Here is a 17,905-nt window from a genome sequence, read left to right on the forward strand (position 1 = left end):
CGCCCAGCGAATCGTTTGCGCAAGCATGACGACGACGCGCTCCACGCTCGCCACCACGGCGCGACACCGGGCGGCTCCGGATGACGGCGGCCGCCCCCTGTACGTCCCCGCTCCCCGGCAACCGGCCCACGCGGCCGCGGCCGCCCCGCTGTTCGAGCAACTCGCCCGGGAGTGGGCGGCGCGGGGGGCCACCGTGCCGGGGCGGCCGGATCCGGCCTGGCGACGGCTGATCTCCTGGGAGCACTTCGAACGCGAGACCGCGGCCACGGTCCGCGACCTGCACCTGCGCGGCCCGGAGCCCACACCGGAGCCCGTCTCCCCGGGAAACCCACCCCGGTGGACGCGCGCCTGAGGGCGAACGGGTCCGCGGCGGAAACCGGACGGGGACCGGTGGGCGGAGGTCGCTCTCCGCTTCCGGTCCCCGGTCCCGGCTGCAGCCGGGCGCCCTCGATCCCTGTCACGCCTTCTTCGTACGGCCGCCCAGGCCGAGGCCCACCAGGACCGCCGCCGCGAGCACGATCGCCGCGTCGATCGCCAGGACCGTGCGCACCCCGTCGAAGAGCGAGGCCTGCGTGGTGGCCAGGACACCGAGCAGCGGGATCCCGATGGTGAGGCCGACCTGCTGCGTCGTGGTGACCAGGCCGGTCGCCAGGCCCTGTTCCTCGTCGGGCACGCCGCTCGTCACGGTCAGCCCGTACGAGATGATCGCGCCGAGGTGGAACATGCTGGCCACCGAGACGGCGACGGTCGCCACCAGCGCGCCCGAATCGGCGCCCACCGCGAGCAGGGCCGCGGTCAGGAGCCCCTGGCCCAGCAGCGAGCCGACCAGCGTGCGCCGGGCGCCGAAGCGGCCGATGACCTTCGGTGCGTAGGAGCCGGCGAGGGCCGATGCGACGCCCTGGACGCCGAAGACCAGACCGGTCTGGAAGGACGACAGCTCGAGCGTCTCCTGGAGGTACAGGGTCAGGACGAAGACGACCGTCGACATCATCGCGAAGGTCACCAGGCCGCCGACGTTCCCCCAGGCGATCGTGCGCCGCTTCAGCATCGGCAGCGAGACCAGCGGGGCCGCGGTCTTCGACTCCACCACGGCGAAGGCGACGAGCAGGGCCAGACCGGCGAGCAGCGTGCCCCGGACGTCCATGCCGCCGAAGCCGCGCTGGGCCGCCGTGGACAGGGAGTAGATCAGCGCGAGCAGACCGCCGGTGACGGTGACGGCACCCGGTACGTCCAGGCGCGGCCGGTCGGGGGTCCGCGACTCGGGCAGCAGACCGGGGGCGAGGACGAGCACGATCACCGCGGTGACCGCGAGCAGCGCCATCGTGGAGCGCCAGCCGAGGGTGTCGGTCATGACGCCGCCGAGGACCATGCCGATGGTGAATCCGAGGGACAGCAGGGTGCCGGAGATGCCGATCGCCTTGTCGCGCAGCGGGCCCTCGGGGAACGTGGTGGTCAGCAGGGACATGCCGGTCGGCACGATGACCGCCGCGCCGAGGCCCTGCAGGGCGCGCCCGGCCAGGAACGACGCCGGGTCCCAGGCCAGGGTGGCCAGCAGCGAGGCCGTGCCGAAGAGCGTGAGGCCGATCAGGAACAGCTTCTTGCGGCCGTACAGGTCGGCGATCCGGCCGAAGAGGAGGAGGAAGCCTCCGGAGGGCAGCGCGAAGGCGGTGACCGCCCATTGGAGGGCCGACCGGCTCAGGCCCAGGTCCTTGCCGAGGGCCGGCAGGGCCACGTTCAGTACGGAGAAGTCGAGTGCCACCATGAACTGGGCGGCGCAGAGCACGAAGAGGACCAGCTTGGCCCGGCCCGTGAGCCGGTCGTTCCCGGGGGCGGGGGCAGCTGCCCCGGAGCCGGTGGCGGTGGTCGTGGTCGTCGCTGTCGTTGTTGCCGTCGTCGTATGAGTATCGATCGCCATGGCCACCACCCTCGCGGCCCGGGAACGCCCGTGGAGAGTGGGAACTTATCCTGTTGGTGACACCACCAGGCAGCTGACAGGGGGAGTTAGTGGCTACACCGATCGACAAGCACCGCCGTTCCGAACTGCGCGAGTTCCTGATGAGCAGACGGGCGAGGATCACCCCCACGCAGGCGGGCCTGCCGGACGGCGGGGCCCGCCGCCGCACGCCGGGCCTGCGCCGGGAGGAGGTCGCCGTGCTCGCCGGGGTCGGGGTGTCCTGGTACCAGTGGCTGGAGCAGGGTCGGGACATCACGGTGTCGCCGCAGGTCCTCGACTCGGTCGGCCGGGTCCTGAAGCTGACCAGCGCCGAGCGCCGGCACCTGTACGTACTGGCGGGGCTCAATCCTCCGGCCCTCGAGGTGGCACCGGCCGACCGGGACATGTGCCAGGGGCTGAAGCGGCTGATCGACGCGTGGATGCCGTTCCCCGCGCACATCATGGACGCGTACTGGAACACGGTGCTCTACAACGACGCGGCCGCGCTGGTGCTCGGCATGCGCCCGGAGATCGTGCAGAACTGCCTGATCGCGTTCTTCACCGACCCCATCTACAAGGCCCGTTCGAGGCACTGGGAGGAGATCGCCTGCATCGTGGTCGCCCAGTACCGCGCGGCGTGCTCGGAGCGGCCCGGGGACGAGGGGTTCCAGGCGGTCGTCGAGGAGGCGCGGGAGGTCAGCCCGGAGTTCGCCGAGCTGTGGGACCAGCGGGACGTCCGGCCCGGCGGTCAGATACAGAAGGAGATCGAGCACCCGGTCGTGGGGACGCTGTTCGTCGAGTCGACCCAGTTGCGCGTACCGGCCCGGCCCGATCTGTCGATCGTGCTGCACACCCCGCTGCCGGCCACCGACACGGCGCAGAAGCTGGAGTGGCTGACCTCGGCGGAGGGCCGCCGGGGGTCCATGTACCCGATCGCCGGCTGAGCCGGCCGGGCCGCCGCTCGGGCGGCGGCTCCGAGCGCGGGTACCCGGACCGGCCACACCGCCGGCCCGGGTGCCCGCGACGGGCGGCTAGCGCCCGGCGGACTCCATGCGGGCGATCTCTTCCTCCACCCCGCGGATCTCTTCCTGCCGGTCCATGAGGATCAGCTGCTCCCGGTAGTGGATGAGTGCGGTGACGAGGAGGTCGGCCCGTCCGGGTTCCATGGCGTACATGCGCCGCGCGGCGGCGACGGACTCGGCGCGCAGGGCCAGCGCGATGTCCGGCCGGTGCGCGAACTCGTAACGGCTGTACTTCCACAGTGCGGCGGACAGCAGGGGCAGATAGGCCAGGGGGCTCACCTGGGCCAGGACGCGGTAGGCCGCGACCCGCTCACGGACCGACGGCTTCGCCGATCCCAGAAGGGCCACCCGGGCTCGGAGGACTGCGTGGTGATTGATGTTCGCCGAGTGATTCATGACGGTGATTCTCAAAGCCGCACAGGTGCCCAAACAAGGGCAATCGACTGTGCCCTTGGTCCTACGAAAACACCGTCTGACCTGTCATGATGGGTACGTCTTCACCCCTGCGCCCCCCGGACGGCCCTCGGCCTCCGCGACGGCGGGCCGCCCCCTCACCGCCACCCCTCGCCCCTCCCCCGCGCCCTTCGCCGGCGCGTGGGCCGGCTCAGAGGATCACCCGAGGGGCATATGAGACATAACCCCACAGAGCACCACTCGAACGGTACCCCTTGAGTGATCAAAGTGGCGTGGGGTTAGCATGTGAGCGCCGCCTAGCTCGAAAGATAAACCTGTGACTGTCAATGACGACTCGTTCACCAACTGGAAAAACCGCGAGGAGATCGCGGAGTCGATGATCCCGATCATCGGGAAGCTGCACCGTGAGCAGGACGTGACGATCCTGCTGCACAGCCGCTCCTTGGTGAACAAGTCGGTGGTCAGCATCCTGAAGACCCACCGATTCGCCCGGCAGATCGACGGCGAGGAGCTCTCGGTCACCGAGACGCTGCCGTTCCTGCAGGTGCTCACCACGCTCGATCTCGGCCCGTCCCAGATCGACATGGGCATGCTCGCCGCGGACTACAAGAGCGACGACCGCGGTCTGTCGGTGGAGCAGTTCACCGCCGAGGCCGTCGCCGGTGCCACCGGTGCGAACAAGATCGAGCGCGGCGACGGCCGCGACGTCGTCCTGTACGGCTTCGGCCGCATCGGCCGCCTCGTCGCCCGCCTGCTCATCGAGAAGGCCGGCTCCGGCAACGGCCTGCGCCTGCGCGCCATCGTCGTCCGCCAGGGCGGCGACCAGGACATCGTCAAGCGCGCCTCCCTGCTGCGCCGCGACTCGATCCACGGCCAGTTCCAGGGCACCATCACCGTGGACGAGGCGACGAACACGATCGTCGCCAACGGCAACGCGATCAAGGTGATCTACGCGAACGACCCGTCCGAGGTCGACTACACCGCGTACGGCATCAAGGACGCCATCCTCATCGACAACACGGGCAAGTGGCGTGACCGCGAGGGTCTGTCCAAGCACCTGCGCCCGGGCATCGACAAGGTCGTCCTGACCGCCCCCGGCAAGGGCGACGTCCCGAACATCGTCCACGGTGTCAACCACGACACGATCAAGCCGGACGAGCAGATCCTGTCCTGCGCCTCCTGCACCACCAACGCGATCGTCCCGCCGCTCAAGGCCATGGACGACGAGTACGGCGTGCTGCGCGGCCACGTGGAGACCGTCCACTCGTTCACGAACGACCAGAACCTGCTGGACAATTACCACAAGGCCGACCGCCGCGGCCGTTCCGCGCCGCTCAACATGGTCATCACCGAGACGGGTGCCGCGTCCGCCGTCGCCAAGGCGCTGCCCGACCTCAAGGCCCCGATCACGGGCAGCTCGATCCGCGTCCCCGTCCCGGACGTCTCGATCGCCATCCTGAGCCTGCGCCTGGGCCGCGAGACCACCCGCGAAGAGGTCCTCGACCACCTCCGCGACGTCTCCCTGCACTCGCCGCTCAAGCGTCAGATCGACTTCACCACCGCCCCCGACGCGGTCTCGATGGACTTCGTCGGCTCGCGCCACGCGTCGATCATCGACGCCGGCGCCACCAAGGTCGACGGCGACAACGCGATCCTGTACCTCTGGTACGACAACGAGTTCGGCTACTCGTGCCAGGTCATCCGCGTCGTCCAGCACGTCTCGGGCGTCGAGTACCCCACGTACCCGGCCCCGGCGGTCTGATCTCGTAGGACGCACGTCGCAGTCCCGACGTACCCACGGCCCGTTTCACCGCCCACCACGGGCGGCGGAACGGGCCGCGCGCGTTCAGGGGGAGCCGGGCGCGCGAAAACCCGGGTGTGCGGTGGACTGTTGTGCTGTTAGCTTCCTCGTGTGCCGAAGTTGAATCAGATCATCGCAGTGGAGAAGGGCGTCAAGTCCAAGTCTCTCCAGGAGCTGACCCAAGCCCATCAGGACGTCCAGAAGCCGGCGTTGCTCGCCGGCATCTCGCGGACGTACCAGCCCAAGGACGAGGAGGGCGAGCAACTGCCGCCCGAGTCCACGCGGGTGCAGGTCAAGGCGGAGGACGTGCTGCGCGCGACGGCGGGAACGCTGACGCGGCTGTTCGACGTGACGGCGACGAAGGACTGGGCGAACCGCTCGGCGGCCGCGGACGTCGTCGTCGACGGAACGGTCCTGCTGCCCCAAGTACCCGTCCCGTACCTGCTGTTCCTCGAGAAGCAGCTCACCGACCTGCACACGTTCGTACGCAAGCTCCCCGTCCTGGACGCGTCGGAGGCGTGGAACCTCGACCCCTCGACGGACGCGTGGAAGACCGACCCGGTCCGCACGATCCGCACCAAGAAGGTGCCGCGCAACCACGTGAAGGCCGAGGCGACGGAGAAGCACCCGGCCCAGGTCGAGGTGTACTACGAGGACGTCCCGGTCGGTTATTGGACGACGGTGAAGTTCTCCGGTGCACTGCCGGCCCGCCGGGTCAACGAGCTCCTCGACCGGGTCGAAAAGCTCCAGCAGGCCGTCAAGTTCGCCCGCGAGGAGGCCAACGGCACCGAGGTCACCGACCAGCGCGTCGGGGATGCGGTGTTCGGCTACCTGTTCCGGTAGCCTCGAGATCGCCCCCTGTGCGAGCGGGGGGGTGCGCGCAAAGCGCAAAGCTGAAACTGATGTTGAAGCTGACCGAGGGGTGTCAGTTGGGGGTTCGAAACCCTCCCCCGGCACACGTGCCGGGGTGGCCCAAGCTGGTAGAGGCGGCCCCGTGAAACTCAGATTCTCGCTCCAGTCTCAGCATTCGCCGCCGAACGCCGGATCGACCGAGCGCGGACGATCATCGACGGATGGGGGTTCAAGTCCCCTCTGCGCCTCTCTCGTGGCGCGGTAGTTCAAAGGCAGAACACGTCGATCTCAGAATGATCCGCGACTCTTAAACGCCGCCGGTGTGCGCAATTGGGTGGCAAGCTGGAGCCCGGGAGCTGGATATGCTCCCGGGCTCCGTCACGTTCCGCGCCCCGCGTTACGTTGTGGCCATGGGCATCTACATGGTGAGCGTCACCGCGGAGGACTGGAGCGGTGCGTACGAGGGCGGCCGGGCGGAGATCGCGTCCGGGCTGAACCGGGAACTGGGCCGGCGCGGACTGCCGCCGTACGAACCCGGGCCGGGCCCGGCGCCCCGCTTCGAGGAGAAGCTGGTCCCCCCGATGGACGGCTTCGTCGAGCTGTGCCGGGAACACGGGGTGGACGACCTGCTCGCCTGGTCCGTGCTGGTTCCGGTCTCCCTCGACTCGCAGATCACGGTGGCGACGCGGGAGGAACCCGAGGACCCCGTCGCCATCGTCGGCGCTCCCCAGGTGCTGCTGATGGCGGAGCTCCTGGCGACGTCCCTCCCGCTCCCGCCCGAGGTCCTCGCCCCCTCCGGCCCCCTCGCCCTGACCTCGTGGTTCTTCGAAGCCTCCGCGCGCGAAGTCCCGGGCGCGGACAGGACGTTCCACACCGCCCTCCACCTCCACGCGGCCCGCCACTGTCTGACCTACGGCTGCCCGATGGTCTACGGCTGAGCCCGCGAGGGCGTCTGGGAGCGCAAGAGGAGGAGGGCGGTGTCGTCGGTGCGGGGGGCGCCGCTCCGGGCGTGGTCGATGAGGTCGTCGGCCAGATCGTCCAGGGGCTGGTCTTCGGGGGTTGCGGTGATGCGCGCGGCGACCGCGGCGATGGCTTCCTCGAGGTCTTCGCCGGGGACCTCGACCAGGCCGTCGGTGTAGAGGGTGAGGAGGGTGGCCGGGGTGAAGGGGATCTCGACGGCCGTGTACGAGGCGTCGGGGTCGATGCCGAGGAGCAGGCCGGGCGGCAGGTGGAGCATCTGCGTCGGGCCGTCGGCGTGGCGCAGCAGGGGTGGCGGGTGGCCGGCGGTGGCCAGGTGGGCGGTCCGGGCCGCCAGGTCGATGTGGGCGTACAGGCAGCTCGTGAACAGCCCCGGTTCGAGGTCGGTCAGGAGCCGGTTGGTGCGGGCCAGGACCTCTGCGGGCGGTGCGCCGGCGGTGGCGTGGACGGCCGCGCGGACCTGGCCCATGAGGGCGGCGGCGTTCACGTTGTGGCCCTGGACGTCGCCGATGGCGGCCGCGACCGTGGTGTCGTCGATGCGGATGAGGTCGTAGAAGTCACCGCCGATGTCGAGGCCGTGCGCGGCGGGCAGGTAGCGGGCGGCCACTTCGAGGTGCGGGATGCGGGGCAGGGCGTGGGGCAGCAGGCCGGTCTGCAGGCTGTGGGCGAGCTGGTGGGTGGAGTCGTAGATGCGGGCGCGGTCCAGGGCCTGGGCGATGAGTCCGGCGATGGAGGTCAGGACGGCCCGTTCGCCGGGGGCGAAGGTGCGGGGCCGGGCGTAGGCGAGGACGAGGGTGCCGATGGGGCGCTTGGACGCGATCAGCGGCAGGAAGGCCCAGGCGGCCATGCCGTCCGCGACCACGATGGCCGGGAAGGCGGCCAGGAGCTCGCTCTCGTTGCCGAAGAACAGCGCGTTGCCCGTACGCAGGCCGTGGGTGGTGGCGGTGTCGAGGCTGAGGGGCATGCCGTCGTAGCGGGCCATGAGCTCGGCCGGGTAGCCGCGGTGCCCGACCATGCGCAGGCGCTGTTCCTCCGCCACCAGGAGGGCCATGGCCTGGGCTCCGAGCGCGGGGACGAGCTGGTCGGCGGCCTGGTCGACCACGTCCTGGGCGTGGGCGGCCTCGGTGAGGGTGGCGGCCAGGTGCATGAGCTGGTAGAGGGCGGTGGCCCGGCTGGGCGACGGCTCCGCGGAGGCCGCCGTCGGGGCGGCGGGCGGCGGGGCGGGCTGGTCGGCGACCGGCCTGATGCGGACGCTGATCCCGGTGTCGTCCGGGTAGAGGTCGAACCGCAGGTACCGGCCGATCGGGGGCGCGGCGGTGAAGCTGCGGGGCATCCGGCTGATCACGGTGGCCCGGTAGTGGTCCTCGATGGTGGGGTTGTCCATCCAGGGAAGGGCCTCCCAGGGCAGGGCTCCGCGCAGCTGGGAGACGGGGGCGCCGAGCAGCTCGGCGGCCTCGGGGGTGATGAAGGTGATCGTGCCGTTCAGGTCGAGTGCGCAGTTGCCGCCGGGCAGCCTGCGGACGAAGGCCAGGGCGGCGGCCGCCTCGACCGGCCCGGGTGTGGGTGGGGGAAGCGGCCGCAGTATGACCGGGTGCGCCGGGGGCCGGATCGGGCGGCCGTCGTCGGCGGCCTGTCCGAGGATGTGCGCGAGACGGTGGCAGTACGACTCCACGGACCGGCGTTCCGCCTCGGTCAGGCGGGGCCCGTGGGAGCCGGGCCACAGGAGTACGAGACCGGCCTCCGACGCCCCCTCCGGGTCGGAGGCCCGGGCAGGGAGCGGGGCGGCGACGAGGACGAAGTCGTACGGGAGGACCAGGCCGAGGCGCGGGTAGCGGCGGGCCGTCTCCTCCTGGCCGCCGAGCCAGACGAGCCGGCCGTCACGGACGGCGTCGGCCACGGGGATGGGATCGTCCAGCCCGACGCGGGACCAGGGCAGCGCGAACTCGCGGGACACCCCGGCGGCCATCGCCAGGTGCAGGACGCGCCGGGCGGGGTCGGGCAGGTAGAGCATGACGATGGACGCCCCCGCATCACGGCAGGCATCGAGCAGCGCCTCCCCCAGCACCCGCTGGTCGGCCCCCTCGGGCCCCGAGGCCCGCTCTGCCGCCTCGCCGCCCTCGGCACCCTGGTCACGCCCTGGAAGGTTTCGCACCCGACCATGTTCCCTCCCCGGCGTCTCGCACGTCGGCACCCGCCCGCCCCGGGCGAGCCCGCGGCCGCGCCCGCTCGGGACGGCGCTGCGCCCGAGGGTCTCGCCGCCGGGCTCTCCCGCCCCCGCCGGGCGTTACGCGTGGGGGTCGAACGGGATGGGGGGCTTGGCGGCGTTCAGGGCGTCGTTGAAGCGGCCGTCGGAGATCTTGATCGTGGCGGAGCCGAAGTCGGCGGTCATCAGCTTGTCGCGGAGCCCGGCCGGGTAGCCGTTCCAGCCGACGAGGCGCGGGTAGAACCAGTTGCCGGTGTGGTTCTCCGCGGGCTCGTCGTTGCCGTTGGCGAGACGGTAGAAGTGGGTCGAGGCGCCGTCCTTGTGGTAGACGACCTTGGCGTGCGTCCCGTCGAAGCGGACCTGTGAGCGGGGGTACCACTTCCAGCCGCTGTGCTGCGAAGTCGACACGTACTGGACCTCGTTGTCCTTGATCCAGACCACGACGTGCTCGAAGTCGTGGCGGTGCCCGATGGCCGCGGGGCCGAGGGTGGCCTGGTCCTTCTCGAAGTAGCCGGCGTACATGACGGCGCACCAGCCGTTGTTGCACTTCTCGCGGGAGTACGTGTTGGAGTTCTGCAGTTGCGCGTAGTCCCGGCAGTGGCCGTTCACCGCTCCGCCGGGCTTGAGACCGGGGTTGAGCGCGCCGCTGCCGCTGATGGCGGCGGTGGCGTAACAGCCGTCCCCGTCGTAGTCGAAGGCGGGCGAGAAGGTCTGCTCGAGGCCGTTCGCGTTCTGCGGCAGAGGCGGCATCACGTCGGCGACGGCGACGGCCGGAAGGGTCATCACGAGGGCCGCGGCGCCGAGGCCTGCGGTGGCCGCAGCCCGGCGGGCTCTGGCCCACCGGGCACGGCGGAAGGTTTCTGCATGCTCGTTCCTCGACGCCGACAGCAAGCTGCGCACATCATCTCCTCGGCCTGTACGGCTGGTTCCGGGCACCATCGCGTTCCCTGGTCGCACGACCGGTGCCACGCTAGGGGGTGTCGGGGGAATTCCAGATGTACTCCGATGCCGCGTCGAGGAGCCATTCGGCGAGGTAGCCGGCGAACGAGGAGCGCACCAGGACCCGGAATCCGGGCCGGTGTTCGTCGCCCGGGACCAGCACCACCTGGGCCCGGGCCAGCGTGGTCTGGGCGCAGCGTCCGGCGCCGAAGGCGCGGGGGTGCAGGTCGAGGGCGCAGCCGTGCGCGAGGAGTTCGGCGGCCCGGTCCCCGCCGACGAGCAGGGTGGTGCGCTGTGCCGAGACGTCGACGACCGCCGCGTGCCGTTCGCCCACGGCTTCCCGCAGCCGGGCCTCGAGGTGCGTCCGGGTTCCGGCCGGACCGATGACGAGCCATTCGTCCGGGCCCAGCCACAGCGCTGCGAACTCCCCGCCGTGCGCGATGGTGTTGGGCTCCAGCGGCAGCGGGAAGCCGAGCGCGAGTCCGACGGCGTCCGCGGCCGGGCCCTTGGGGTCGAGCCGTACGTCGACCTGGGCGAGGAAGGGCAGTTCCGCCAGCCGCAGGGCTCCGCCCGAGGCGCGGGTGGCGGCGGCGAAGCGTTCGGCGTACGGCGCCAGCGGGCTCGGCCCGGCGCGGCGGGCGGCGGTGTCAGCCATCGCGGCGTGCCCCCTCGGGGTCGTAGAGGACGGGACCGGTGACGGTGACCGGGACGAGGCCGCCGCCCACGGGTGCGTACAGCCGGTCGCCGATGCGGTCCCGACCGCCCTTGACCAGGGCGAGCGCGAAGCTCCGGCCGAGCGCCGCGCTGCGGTAGCTGGAGGTGACGTGTCCGAGCATCGGCACCGGCGGTTCGGGCAGTCGTGCGGCGGCGACCAGTTGGGTTCCTTCGGGCAGCAGGATGCCGGGGTCGTCCGGCAGCAGTCCGACGAGGTGCTTGCGGTCGGGCCGGGCGGTGTCGGGCCGGGTGTACGAGCGCTTGCCGATGAAGTCGGGCTTCTTGCGGGACACGACCCAGCTCATGCCGAGGTCCTGCGGGGTCACGGTGCCGTCGGTGTCCTGGCCGACGATCGGGTAGCCCTTCTCGGCGCGCAGGACGTGCATCGTCTCGGTGCCGTACGGGGTGATGCCGAGGGGCCGGCCCGCCTCGTACAGCGCCTCCCACAGCCCTGGGGCTTCCCACGGCAACACGTTGATCTCGTACGCCAGTTCGCCGGAGAAGCTGATCCTGCACACACGGGCCGGGATCCCGGCGACGGCCGTGTCCCGCCAGGTCATGAACGGGAAGTCGGCCGCGTCCACCGCGAGTCGGGGGGCGAGCCCGCGCAGGACGTCCCGGGAGCGGGGCCCGACGAGGGCCACGGTGGCCCACTGTTCGGTGACCGAGGTGCAGTGCACGCGCAGTCCGGGCCACTCCGTCTGGAGCCATTCCTCCATCCAGTCCAGTACGGCCGCGGCGTTGCCGGTCGTGGTGGTGAGGAGGTAGCGGTCGTCGGCGAGGCGGATGGCGGTGCCGTCGTCGAAGACCATCCCGTCCGGGCGGCACATGACGCCGTAGCGGATCATGCCGGTCTTCAGGGTGCTCATCATGTTGGTGTAGAGCCGGTCCAGGAAAACTCCGGCGTCCGGCCCCTGTACGTCGATCTTGCCGAGGGTGGAGGCGTCCATGAGGGCGACGCCCTCGCGGGCGGCGCGGCATTCGCGCAGCACCGCCGCCGTCTTGTCCTCGCCGGCCTGCGGGTAGTACCAGGGCCGTTTCCACTGGCCGACTTTCTCGAACTCGGCGCCGTGCGCAACGTGCCGGTCGTGCAGGGCGGTCACACGTACGGGGTCGTGCAGCAGGCCGCGGTCGCGCCCGGCGAGCGCGGCGAAGGAGACCGGGGCGTACGGGGCGCGGAAGGTGGTCGTGCCCAGCTCGCCGACGTCGACGCCCAGCAGGTGCGCGACGACTCCGCTCGCGAGCACGCCCGAGGTCTTGCCCTGGTCGTTCGCGGTGCCCGCCGTGGTGTAGCGCTTGAGGTGTTCCGCCGAGCGGAGGCCGGCGCCCGTCGCGCGGGCGAGGTCGTCGACGGTGACGTCGCGCTGGAGGTCGACGAAGCTGCGCGCGGTGTCGGCGCCGGGGACCGCCCACAGGTGCCGGGCGGGAGTCCGGGGCCGTGCGGCGACGGACGGCAGCGGGAGCGCGCCGTGGGCGGTGAAGCCCTCGGCTTCGAGGGCCCGGGTCCCCGCGGCCCGGCCCTCGGCCAGGCAGCGGGAGAGGTCGAACTCGCCGCGGGCCGCGCCGGCGGCCTCCACGGCCTGGCGGCAGCCGTCCGGTAGGAACGTCCCGAGCGCGGAGTCGTACCGCAGGCGCCCGCCGGCCTGGCTGAAGAGGTGGACGACCGGGTTCCAGCCGCCGGACACGAGCAGGAGGTCGGCGGGGATCTCGCGGGTGGCGGCGCCCTCCCCGGGACCGGACACCGCGGAGCCCTCCCCGGGACCGGACGCTTCGGAGCCCTCCCCGGGACCGGACACCGTCACCGAGGAGACCCGGGGTGCGCCCGTGGTGCCCGTCACCACGTGCCCGGCGAGCACCTCGATGCCGGCCTCGACGGCCCGGCCCGCCCACTCCCCCGGCCGGGGCCGCGCGTCGACGACCGCGGCGATCGCGACACCCGCCGCGGCCAGATCGAGCGCCGCCGCGTACGCGCTGTCGTTCGTGGTGAACACGACCGCGCGGCGGCCCGGTACGACACCGAACCGGTGCAGGTACGTACGGGCGGCCCCGGCGAGCATCACGCCGGGGCGGTCGTTGTCGGCGAAGGCGAGCGGGCGTTCGTGCGCGCCGGTCGCGAGCACGACCCGGCGCGCCCGGATCCGCCACACCCGCTCGCGGGAGACGTGCGCGGGGGCCTGCGCGCCGAGGTGGTGGGTGCGGCGCTCCACGGCGAGCACGTGGTTGTCGTCGTAGTACCCGAAGACGGTGGTCCGGAGCAGTACGCGGACCTCGGGCGCCGCGTCGAGCTCCGCGCCGGCCGCGGCGGCCCACTCGGGCAGCTCGCCCGTGCCGAGCAGGCTGCCGCCCGCCTCGGGCCGGTCGTCGGCGAGGATCACGCGCGCCCCGCTGCGGGCGGCCGCCGTCGCCGCAGCCAGGCCCGCCGGGCCCGCGCCGACGACGAGCAGGTCGCAGTGGGCGTGGATCGCGTCGTAGCGGGCGGGGTCGGGTGCCGTGGCGAGCCGGCCCTGCCCGGGCAGGCTGCTCGCGACGAGTCCGTCGTACAGCTCGACGGTGGTGGCGGGCAGCATCGGCTCGGGGAAGGGTTCCTCGATCTGTACGACGGCGTTCGGCTCCTCGACCCCGGCGGTGAAGATCCCGCGCGGGCGGCCGAGTTTGACGCTGCTGGCGGCCTGGTGGACGCCGTGGGCGAGCAGCGCCGAGGCAAGGGTGTCACCGCGGTAGCCCTGGTAGTCCACTCCGTCGAAGCGGAAGCGGAGCGGCTGGTCGCGCCGGATGCGGCCGCGGTCGGGCAGCCGGAAAGGGTGTGCGGTCATGAGCTCACCGGCCCCGGCTCGCCGGTCCGGTAGACGGAGCGGATCTCGTTGGTCGCCGTGTCCCGGACGACGTTGAACCAGCGGCGGCAGCCGTCCGCGTGGCTCCACCGCTCGGCGAAGGGGCCCTTGGGGTTGTCGCGGAAGAAGAGGTAGCGGGCCCAGGCCTCGTCGCTGAGGGACGCGGGGTCCGCCGGGTAGGGCACGTGTGCCTGGCCGCCGTAGTGGAACTCGGCCTCGTCGCGGGGCCCGCACCAGGGACAGGGGATGAGCAGCATCGTCTCGGCTCCTCAGTGGGCCACCGCGGCCGCGCCGTGCTCGTCGACGAGCGCGCCGGTGGTGAAGCGTTCCAGCGTGAAGGGGGCGTTGAGCGTGTGGGGGGCGTCGTGGGCGATGGTGTGCGCGAAGGCCCAGCCGACCCCGGGTGTGGCCTTGAAACCTCCGGTGCCCCAGCCGCAGTTGAGGTAGAGGTGCTCCACCGGGGTGAGGCCGGTGATCGGGGACGCGTCGGGGCTGACGTCGACGATGCCGCCCCAGGTGCGCAGGACGTGCGCGCGGGCGAAGACGGGGAAGAGTTCGAGGGCGGCCGCCATCTGGCGTTCGATGATGTGGAACGCGCCGCGCTGCGTGTACGCGTTGTACGCGTCGATGCCGGCGCCCATGACCAGCTCGCCCTTGTGGGCCTGGCTGACGTACACGTGCACCGCGTTGGACATCACCACGGTGGGGTGGACGGGCTCCAGCAGCTCGGAGACCAGCGCTTGCAGCGGGTGGCTCTGCAGGGGCACCTCGAAACCGGCCATCGCGGCCAGTACGGAGGAGTGCCCGGCCGCGCAGAGGGCGACGCGGCCGGCGGCGATCGGGCCGAGCGAGGTCTGCACCCCGGTGACCCGGCCGTCCTGTACGTCGATGCCGGTGACCTCGCAGTTCTGGACGAGGTCGATGCCGGCGGCATCGGCCGCGCGGGCGAGGCCCCAGGCGACGTGGTCGTGCTTGGCGATGCCCGCGCGCGGCTGGTAGGTGGCGCCCATGACCGGATACCGCACGTCCGGGGAGGTGTCGACGATCGGGCAGACCTCCTTGACCCGCGCGGGGTCGAGCCATTCGGCGTCCACGCCGTTCAGCCGGTTGGCCTCGACGCGGCGCACGCCGTCCCGTACGTCCTGGAGGGTGTGGGCCAGGTTCAGCACGCCGCGCTGGGAGAACAGGAGGGGGTAGTCGAGGTCCTCCTCCAGCCCTTCCCACAGTTTGAGGGCGTGTTCGTAGATCCCGGCACTCTCGTCCCACAGGTAGTTGGAGCGGATGATGGTGGTGTTGCGGGCCATGTTGCCGCCGGCGAGCCAGCCGCGTTCGAGGACGGCGACGTCGGTGATGCCGTGGTTCTTCGCCAGGTAGTGGGCGGTGGCCAGGCCGTGTCCGCCGCCGCCCACGACGACCACGTCGTAACTGCGCTTGGGCTCGGGCGTGCGCCACAGCCACGCCGGGTGCTCGGGCAGGGCGGCGCCCGGGGTCCGGGGGCTCATCGGGCCTCTCCCGACAGGCCGCGCAGGCGCCGCATCCCCGGGTCGAACAGCGGCTCCTCGGCGACGACGGCCGCGATGCGCAGGTCGAAGTAGCCGATGTCCAGGGCGCGGCCCGGTGTGGCGAGCTCCGCGGGCAGCCACGCGTAGGCGATGCCCTTGCCGATGGTGTGGCCGTACGCGGCGCTGGTGACGTAGCCGACCGGCCGGTCCCCGTCGTACACGGGCTCTTTGCCCATGACGACGGCGCTCGGGTCGTCGATGGTCAGGCAGGTGAGGCGGCGCCGGACGTCGGCGGCGCGCCGCTCCAGTGCGGCCCGGCCGAGGAAATCGCCCTTGCCCGTCTTGACGGCGAAGCCGAGGCCGGCCTCGTACGGGTCGTGTTCGCGGCCCATGTCGGTGCCGAAGGCCCGGTAGCCCTTCTCCAGGCGCAGGCTGTTGAAGGCGCCGCGGCCGGCCGCGATGCCGCCGTACGGCTGCGCGGCCTCCCAGAGCGTGTCCCAGAGCTTCAGCCCCATGTCGGCGCTCGTGTAAAGCTCCCAGCCGAGCTCCCCGACGTAGCTGAGGCGCAGGGCGGTGACGGGGACGGCCCCGATGTGGGCGCTGCGGGCCCGGAAGTAGCGCAGGCCTTCGTTGGAGAAGTCGGCGTCGGTGAGCGGCTGGAGCACCTCGCGCGCCTTCGGCCCCCACAGGCCGATGCAGCAGGTGCCCGCGGTGATGTCCCGTACGGCGACCGAGCCGTCCTCGGGGAGGTGGCGGGTGAACCAGTCCAGGTCGAGGTTGCCGTTGGCCCCGATCTGGAAGCGGTGCCGGGCGAGGCGGGCCACCGTGATGTCGCTGCGGATGCCGCCGCTCTCGTCGAGCATCAGCGTGTACGTCACCGAGCCGACGGACTTGTCGACGTCGGAGGTGGTCAGGTGCTGGAGGAAGGCTGCGGCTCCGCGGCCGGAGACCTCCAGCCGTTTGAGGGCCGACATGTCGTACAGGGCGACGCTCTCCCGGGTGGCCAGGGCCTCGGCGCCGACGATCGGCGACCACATCCGGGCGGCCCAGTCGCCCGGTACCGGGATGTCCCACCGGTCCAGGAGGGGCTCGTTGGCGGCGTACCACTGGGGCCGTTCCCAGCCGGAGGCCTCCAGGAAGAAGGCGCCGAGTGCACGTGCCCGGACGTGGAACGGGCTGGTGCGCAGCGGGCGGGGCGCACCGGCGGGCTCGAGCGGGTGGAGGATGTCGTAGACCTCTTCGAAGTTCCGGCAGGCGCGGGCGCGTACGTACGCGGGGGCGAGCTGGTGCGGCTCGAAGCGGTTGACGTCGCACGCGTGCAGGTCGAAGGAGGAGCAGTGGCCGTCCACGAGCCATTCGGCCATGGCGCGGCCGACGCCCGCGGAGTGCGTGACCCAGACGGCCTCGGCGACCCAGAAGCCCTTGACGTCGGGTGACGGGCCGAGCAGGGGCATTCCGTCGGTGGTGAAGGAGAAGAGTCCGTTGATGCCCTCCTCGACCTTCGCGTCGCGGGTGGCGGGCAGCAGGGACCGGGTCTCGGTCCAGGCGTCGGCGAAGTCGTCGGCCGTGAACCGCAGTACGGAGGGCATGTCGGGTGAGGAGTCGACCGGCGCGATGTCGTCGGCGGAGACCGGCATCGGGCGGTGTCCGTAGAAGCCGATGCCCAGCCGGTCGTAGCGGTCCCGGTAGTAGAGGTCGGCGTCCTGGTGGCGCAGGATGGGGCGGACCGCCTCCTCGGTCTGTCCGGCGAGTGCGGGGACGGGGCCGGTCCATGCCAGCTGGTGGGCGAGGGGGGTCAGCGGCAGGCTCATCCCGACCATGCGGGCGACCCTGGGGCCCCAGATGCCGGCGCAGCACACGACGATGTCGGCGGGGATCTCACCGCGGTCCGTGACGACGGCGGTGACGCGGTCGCCTCCCGTGGTGTCGTCGGCTTCGGTACGGATGTCCAGGACCTCGTGGCGCTCCAGGAGGCGTACGCCCCGGGCGCGGGCGGCCCGGAGCTGCGCCTCCACGGCGAGCACCGCCTTGGCCAGGCCGTCGGTGGGGACCAGCAGTCCGCCGAGCACGCGGTCGCGGTCGAGCAGGGGGTGCAGCGCCACGCATGCGTCCGGGTCCACGAGGCGGCCCTCGACGCCCCAGGAGGTGAGCCAGCCGTGCCGGCGCCGCAGATCGGTGAGGCGCTCCGCGGTGGTGGCCACTTCGAGCCCGCCGACCTGGAGGAAGCAGGGCTGCCCGTCGACGTCGAGCGTGCTGAGCTTCTCGACGGTGTAGCGGGCCAGTTCGGTCATGGTCTTCGACGGGTTCGCCTGGAACACGAGGCCGGGGGCGTGGGACGAGGAGCCGCCGGTGGCGGGGAGCGGACCCTGGTCGACCACGGTGAGCTCGGTCCAGCCGAGCGAGGACAGTTCGTCCGCCAGCGCTGCACCCACGACACCCGCTCCGATGATGACCACGCGCGGTCCCGCCATCTCCGCCCCTCCGATTCGAACGAAATCGAGTTGCCGTCAGCGCAACGTGGTGCAGGTTGCGCAACACACAGTGCCGGTCGCCCAGGGCGGTGTCAAGAGCGTCGAATGCGACGCAACTCCCCTGCACAGAGGGCCGAAACAGCCGTGGGGGGGGGGGGGGGGGGGGGGGGGGGGGGGGGGGGGGGGGGGGGGGGGGGGGGGGGGGGGGGGGGGGGGGTTTTTCTCTCGACGAGGGTCGCATCTCC

General features: G+C 72.1%; 14 protein-coding genes. 5 read left to right on the forward strand and 9 right to left on the reverse strand.

The window, feature by feature from the left end; translation table 11 throughout:
• Positions 1 to 25 precede the first annotated feature (25 nt).
• A complete protein-coding gene (locus ACZ49B_RS09850; RefSeq protein WP_468302678.1) occupies positions 26 to 352 on the forward strand; it encodes a hypothetical protein in 327 nt (108 codons plus the stop codon).
• A 105-nt stretch (positions 353 to 457) separates the two neighbouring features.
• Here the strand turns inward: ACZ49B_RS09850 and ACZ49B_RS09855 are convergent, their stop codons facing one another.
• Entirely contained in the window at positions 458 to 1,915 is a 1,458-nt protein-coding gene (locus ACZ49B_RS09855; RefSeq protein WP_468302681.1) for an MFS transporter, read from the reverse strand.
• 140 nt (positions 1,916 to 2,055) lie between these two features.
• Here ACZ49B_RS09855 and ACZ49B_RS09860 point away from each other — a divergent pair, with 140 nt between their 5' ends.
• A complete protein-coding gene (locus ACZ49B_RS09860) occupies positions 2,056 to 2,877 on the forward strand; it encodes a helix-turn-helix transcriptional regulator (protein ID WP_468303374.1) in 822 nt (273 codons plus the stop codon).
• An 87-nt stretch (positions 2,878 to 2,964) separates the two neighbouring features.
• Here the strand turns inward: ACZ49B_RS09860 and ACZ49B_RS09865 are convergent, their stop codons facing one another.
• The gene (locus tag ACZ49B_RS09865) at positions 2,965 to 3,351 is read right to left on the reverse strand and encodes a hypothetical protein (RefSeq protein ID WP_468302684.1); all 387 of its coding nucleotides are present in this window, start codon (positions 3,349 to 3,351) and stop codon (positions 2,965 to 2,967) included.
• Positions 3,352 to 3,685: 334 nt separating this feature from the next.
• Here ACZ49B_RS09865 and ACZ49B_RS09870 point away from each other — a divergent pair, with 334 nt between their 5' ends.
• The 3 genes from ACZ49B_RS09870 (at position 3,686) to ACZ49B_RS09880 (ending at position 6,960) form a co-directional block, all read left to right on the forward strand.
• On the forward strand, positions 3,686 to 5,131 hold the full coding sequence (locus ACZ49B_RS09870; protein ID WP_468302687.1) for a glyceraldehyde-3-phosphate dehydrogenase: 1,446 nt from the start codon (positions 3,686 to 3,688) through the stop codon (positions 5,129 to 5,131).
• A 150-nt stretch (positions 5,132 to 5,281) separates the two neighbouring features.
• On the forward strand, positions 5,282 to 6,013 hold the full coding sequence (locus ACZ49B_RS09875) for a DUF7873 family protein (RefSeq protein ID WP_468302690.1): 732 nt from the start codon (positions 5,282 to 5,284) through the stop codon (positions 6,011 to 6,013).
• Positions 6,014 to 6,432: 419 nt separating this feature from the next.
• Entirely contained in the window at positions 6,433 to 6,960 is a 528-nt protein-coding gene (locus ACZ49B_RS09880; protein WP_468302693.1) for a hypothetical protein, read from the forward strand.
• Here the strand turns inward: ACZ49B_RS09880 and ACZ49B_RS09885 are convergent.
• The 7 genes from ACZ49B_RS09885 to ACZ49B_RS09915 form a co-directional block, all read right to left on the reverse strand.
• Complete coding sequence (locus ACZ49B_RS09885) at positions 6,951 to 9,011, reverse strand: SpoIIE family protein phosphatase (RefSeq protein ID WP_468303376.1); 2,061 nt, start codon at positions 9,009 to 9,011, stop codon at positions 6,951 to 6,953. The two genes, ACZ49B_RS09880 and ACZ49B_RS09885, sit on opposite strands and share 10 nt — an antisense overlap.
• 273 nt (positions 9,012 to 9,284) lie before the next feature.
• Positions 9,285 to 9,986 carry an NPP1 family protein gene (locus tag ACZ49B_RS09890; RefSeq protein WP_468303378.1) on the reverse strand — a complete coding sequence of 234 codons (702 nt, stop codon included), beginning with the start codon at positions 9,984 to 9,986 and terminating at the stop codon, positions 9,285 to 9,287.
• A 187-nt stretch (positions 9,987 to 10,173) separates the two neighbouring features.
• Positions 10,174 to 10,797, reverse strand: a complete 624-nt coding sequence (locus ACZ49B_RS09895) for a sarcosine oxidase subunit gamma (protein WP_468302695.1) — start codon at positions 10,795 to 10,797, stop codon at positions 10,174 to 10,176.
• The gene (locus tag ACZ49B_RS09900; protein WP_468302698.1) at positions 10,790 to 13,669 is read right to left on the reverse strand and encodes a 2Fe-2S iron-sulfur cluster-binding protein; all 2,880 of its coding nucleotides are present in this window, start codon (positions 13,667 to 13,669) and stop codon (positions 10,790 to 10,792) included. Before ACZ49B_RS09900 ends, ACZ49B_RS09895 begins: the two co-directional genes overlap by 8 nt.
• Positions 13,666 to 13,944 (reverse strand): sarcosine oxidase subunit delta, encoded by a 279-nt coding sequence (locus ACZ49B_RS09905; RefSeq protein WP_468302701.1) that lies wholly within the window; start codon positions 13,942 to 13,944, stop codon positions 13,666 to 13,668. Before ACZ49B_RS09905 ends, ACZ49B_RS09900 begins: the two co-directional genes overlap by 4 nt.
• A gap of 12 nt (positions 13,945 to 13,956) precedes the next feature.
• Positions 13,957 to 15,189 carry a sarcosine oxidase subunit beta family protein gene (locus ACZ49B_RS09910; protein ID WP_468302704.1) on the reverse strand — a complete coding sequence of 411 codons (1,233 nt, stop codon included), beginning with the start codon at positions 15,187 to 15,189 and terminating at the stop codon, positions 13,957 to 13,959.
• Positions 15,186 to 17,660: a GcvT family protein gene (locus ACZ49B_RS09915; protein WP_468302707.1), complete on the reverse strand. Its 2,475-nt coding sequence runs from the start codon at positions 17,658 to 17,660 to the stop codon at positions 15,186 to 15,188. The genes ACZ49B_RS09910 and ACZ49B_RS09915 overlap by 4 nt, the downstream gene beginning before the upstream one ends.
• Positions 17,661 to 17,905: the final 245 nt, after the last annotated feature.

The organism is Streptomyces sp. NPDC031132 (assembly GCF_055570595.1).

What these genes read in the sequence shown, in the direction of transcription:
- ACZ49B_RS09850 (WP_468302678.1), top strand. Translation starts at nt 26, where the DNA reads ATGACGACGACGCGCTCCACGCTCGCCACCACGGCGCGACACCGGGCG.
- ACZ49B_RS09855 (WP_468302681.1), bottom strand. Translation starts at nt 1,915, where the DNA reads ATGGCGATCGATACTCATACGACGACGGCAACAACGACAGCGACGACC.
- ACZ49B_RS09860 (WP_468303374.1), top strand. Translation starts at nt 2,056, where the DNA reads ATGAGCAGACGGGCGAGGATCACCCCCACGCAGGCGGGCCTGCCGGAC.
- ACZ49B_RS09865 (WP_468302684.1), bottom strand. Translation starts at nt 3,351, where the DNA reads ATGAATCACTCGGCGAACATCAATCACCACGCAGTCCTCCGAGCCCGG.
- ACZ49B_RS09880 (WP_468302693.1), top strand. Translation starts at nt 6,433, where the DNA reads ATGGGCATCTACATGGTGAGCGTCACCGCGGAGGACTGGAGCGGTGCG.
- ACZ49B_RS09885 (WP_468303376.1), bottom strand. Translation starts at nt 9,011, where the DNA reads ATGCTCTACCTGCCCGACCCCGCCCGGCGCGTCCTGCACCTGGCGATG.
- ACZ49B_RS09890 (WP_468303378.1), bottom strand. Translation starts at nt 9,986, where the DNA reads ATGACCCTTCCGGCCGTCGCCGTCGCCGACGTGATGCCGCCTCTGCCG.
- ACZ49B_RS09895 (WP_468302695.1), bottom strand. Translation starts at nt 10,797, where the DNA reads ATGGCTGACACCGCCGCCCGCCGCGCCGGGCCGAGCCCGCTGGCGCCG.
- ACZ49B_RS09900 (WP_468302698.1), bottom strand. Translation starts at nt 13,669, where the DNA reads ATGACCGCACACCCTTTCCGGCTGCCCGACCGCGGCCGCATCCGGCGC.
- ACZ49B_RS09905 (WP_468302701.1), bottom strand. Translation starts at nt 13,944, where the DNA reads ATGCTGCTCATCCCCTGTCCCTGGTGCGGGCCCCGCGACGAGGCCGAG.
- ACZ49B_RS09910 (WP_468302704.1), bottom strand. Translation starts at nt 15,189, where the DNA reads ATGAGCCCCCGGACCCCGGGCGCCGCCCTGCCCGAGCACCCGGCGTGG.
- ACZ49B_RS09915 (WP_468302707.1), bottom strand. Translation starts at nt 17,660, where the DNA reads ATGGCGGGACCGCGCGTGGTCATCATCGGAGCGGGTGTCGTGGGTGCA.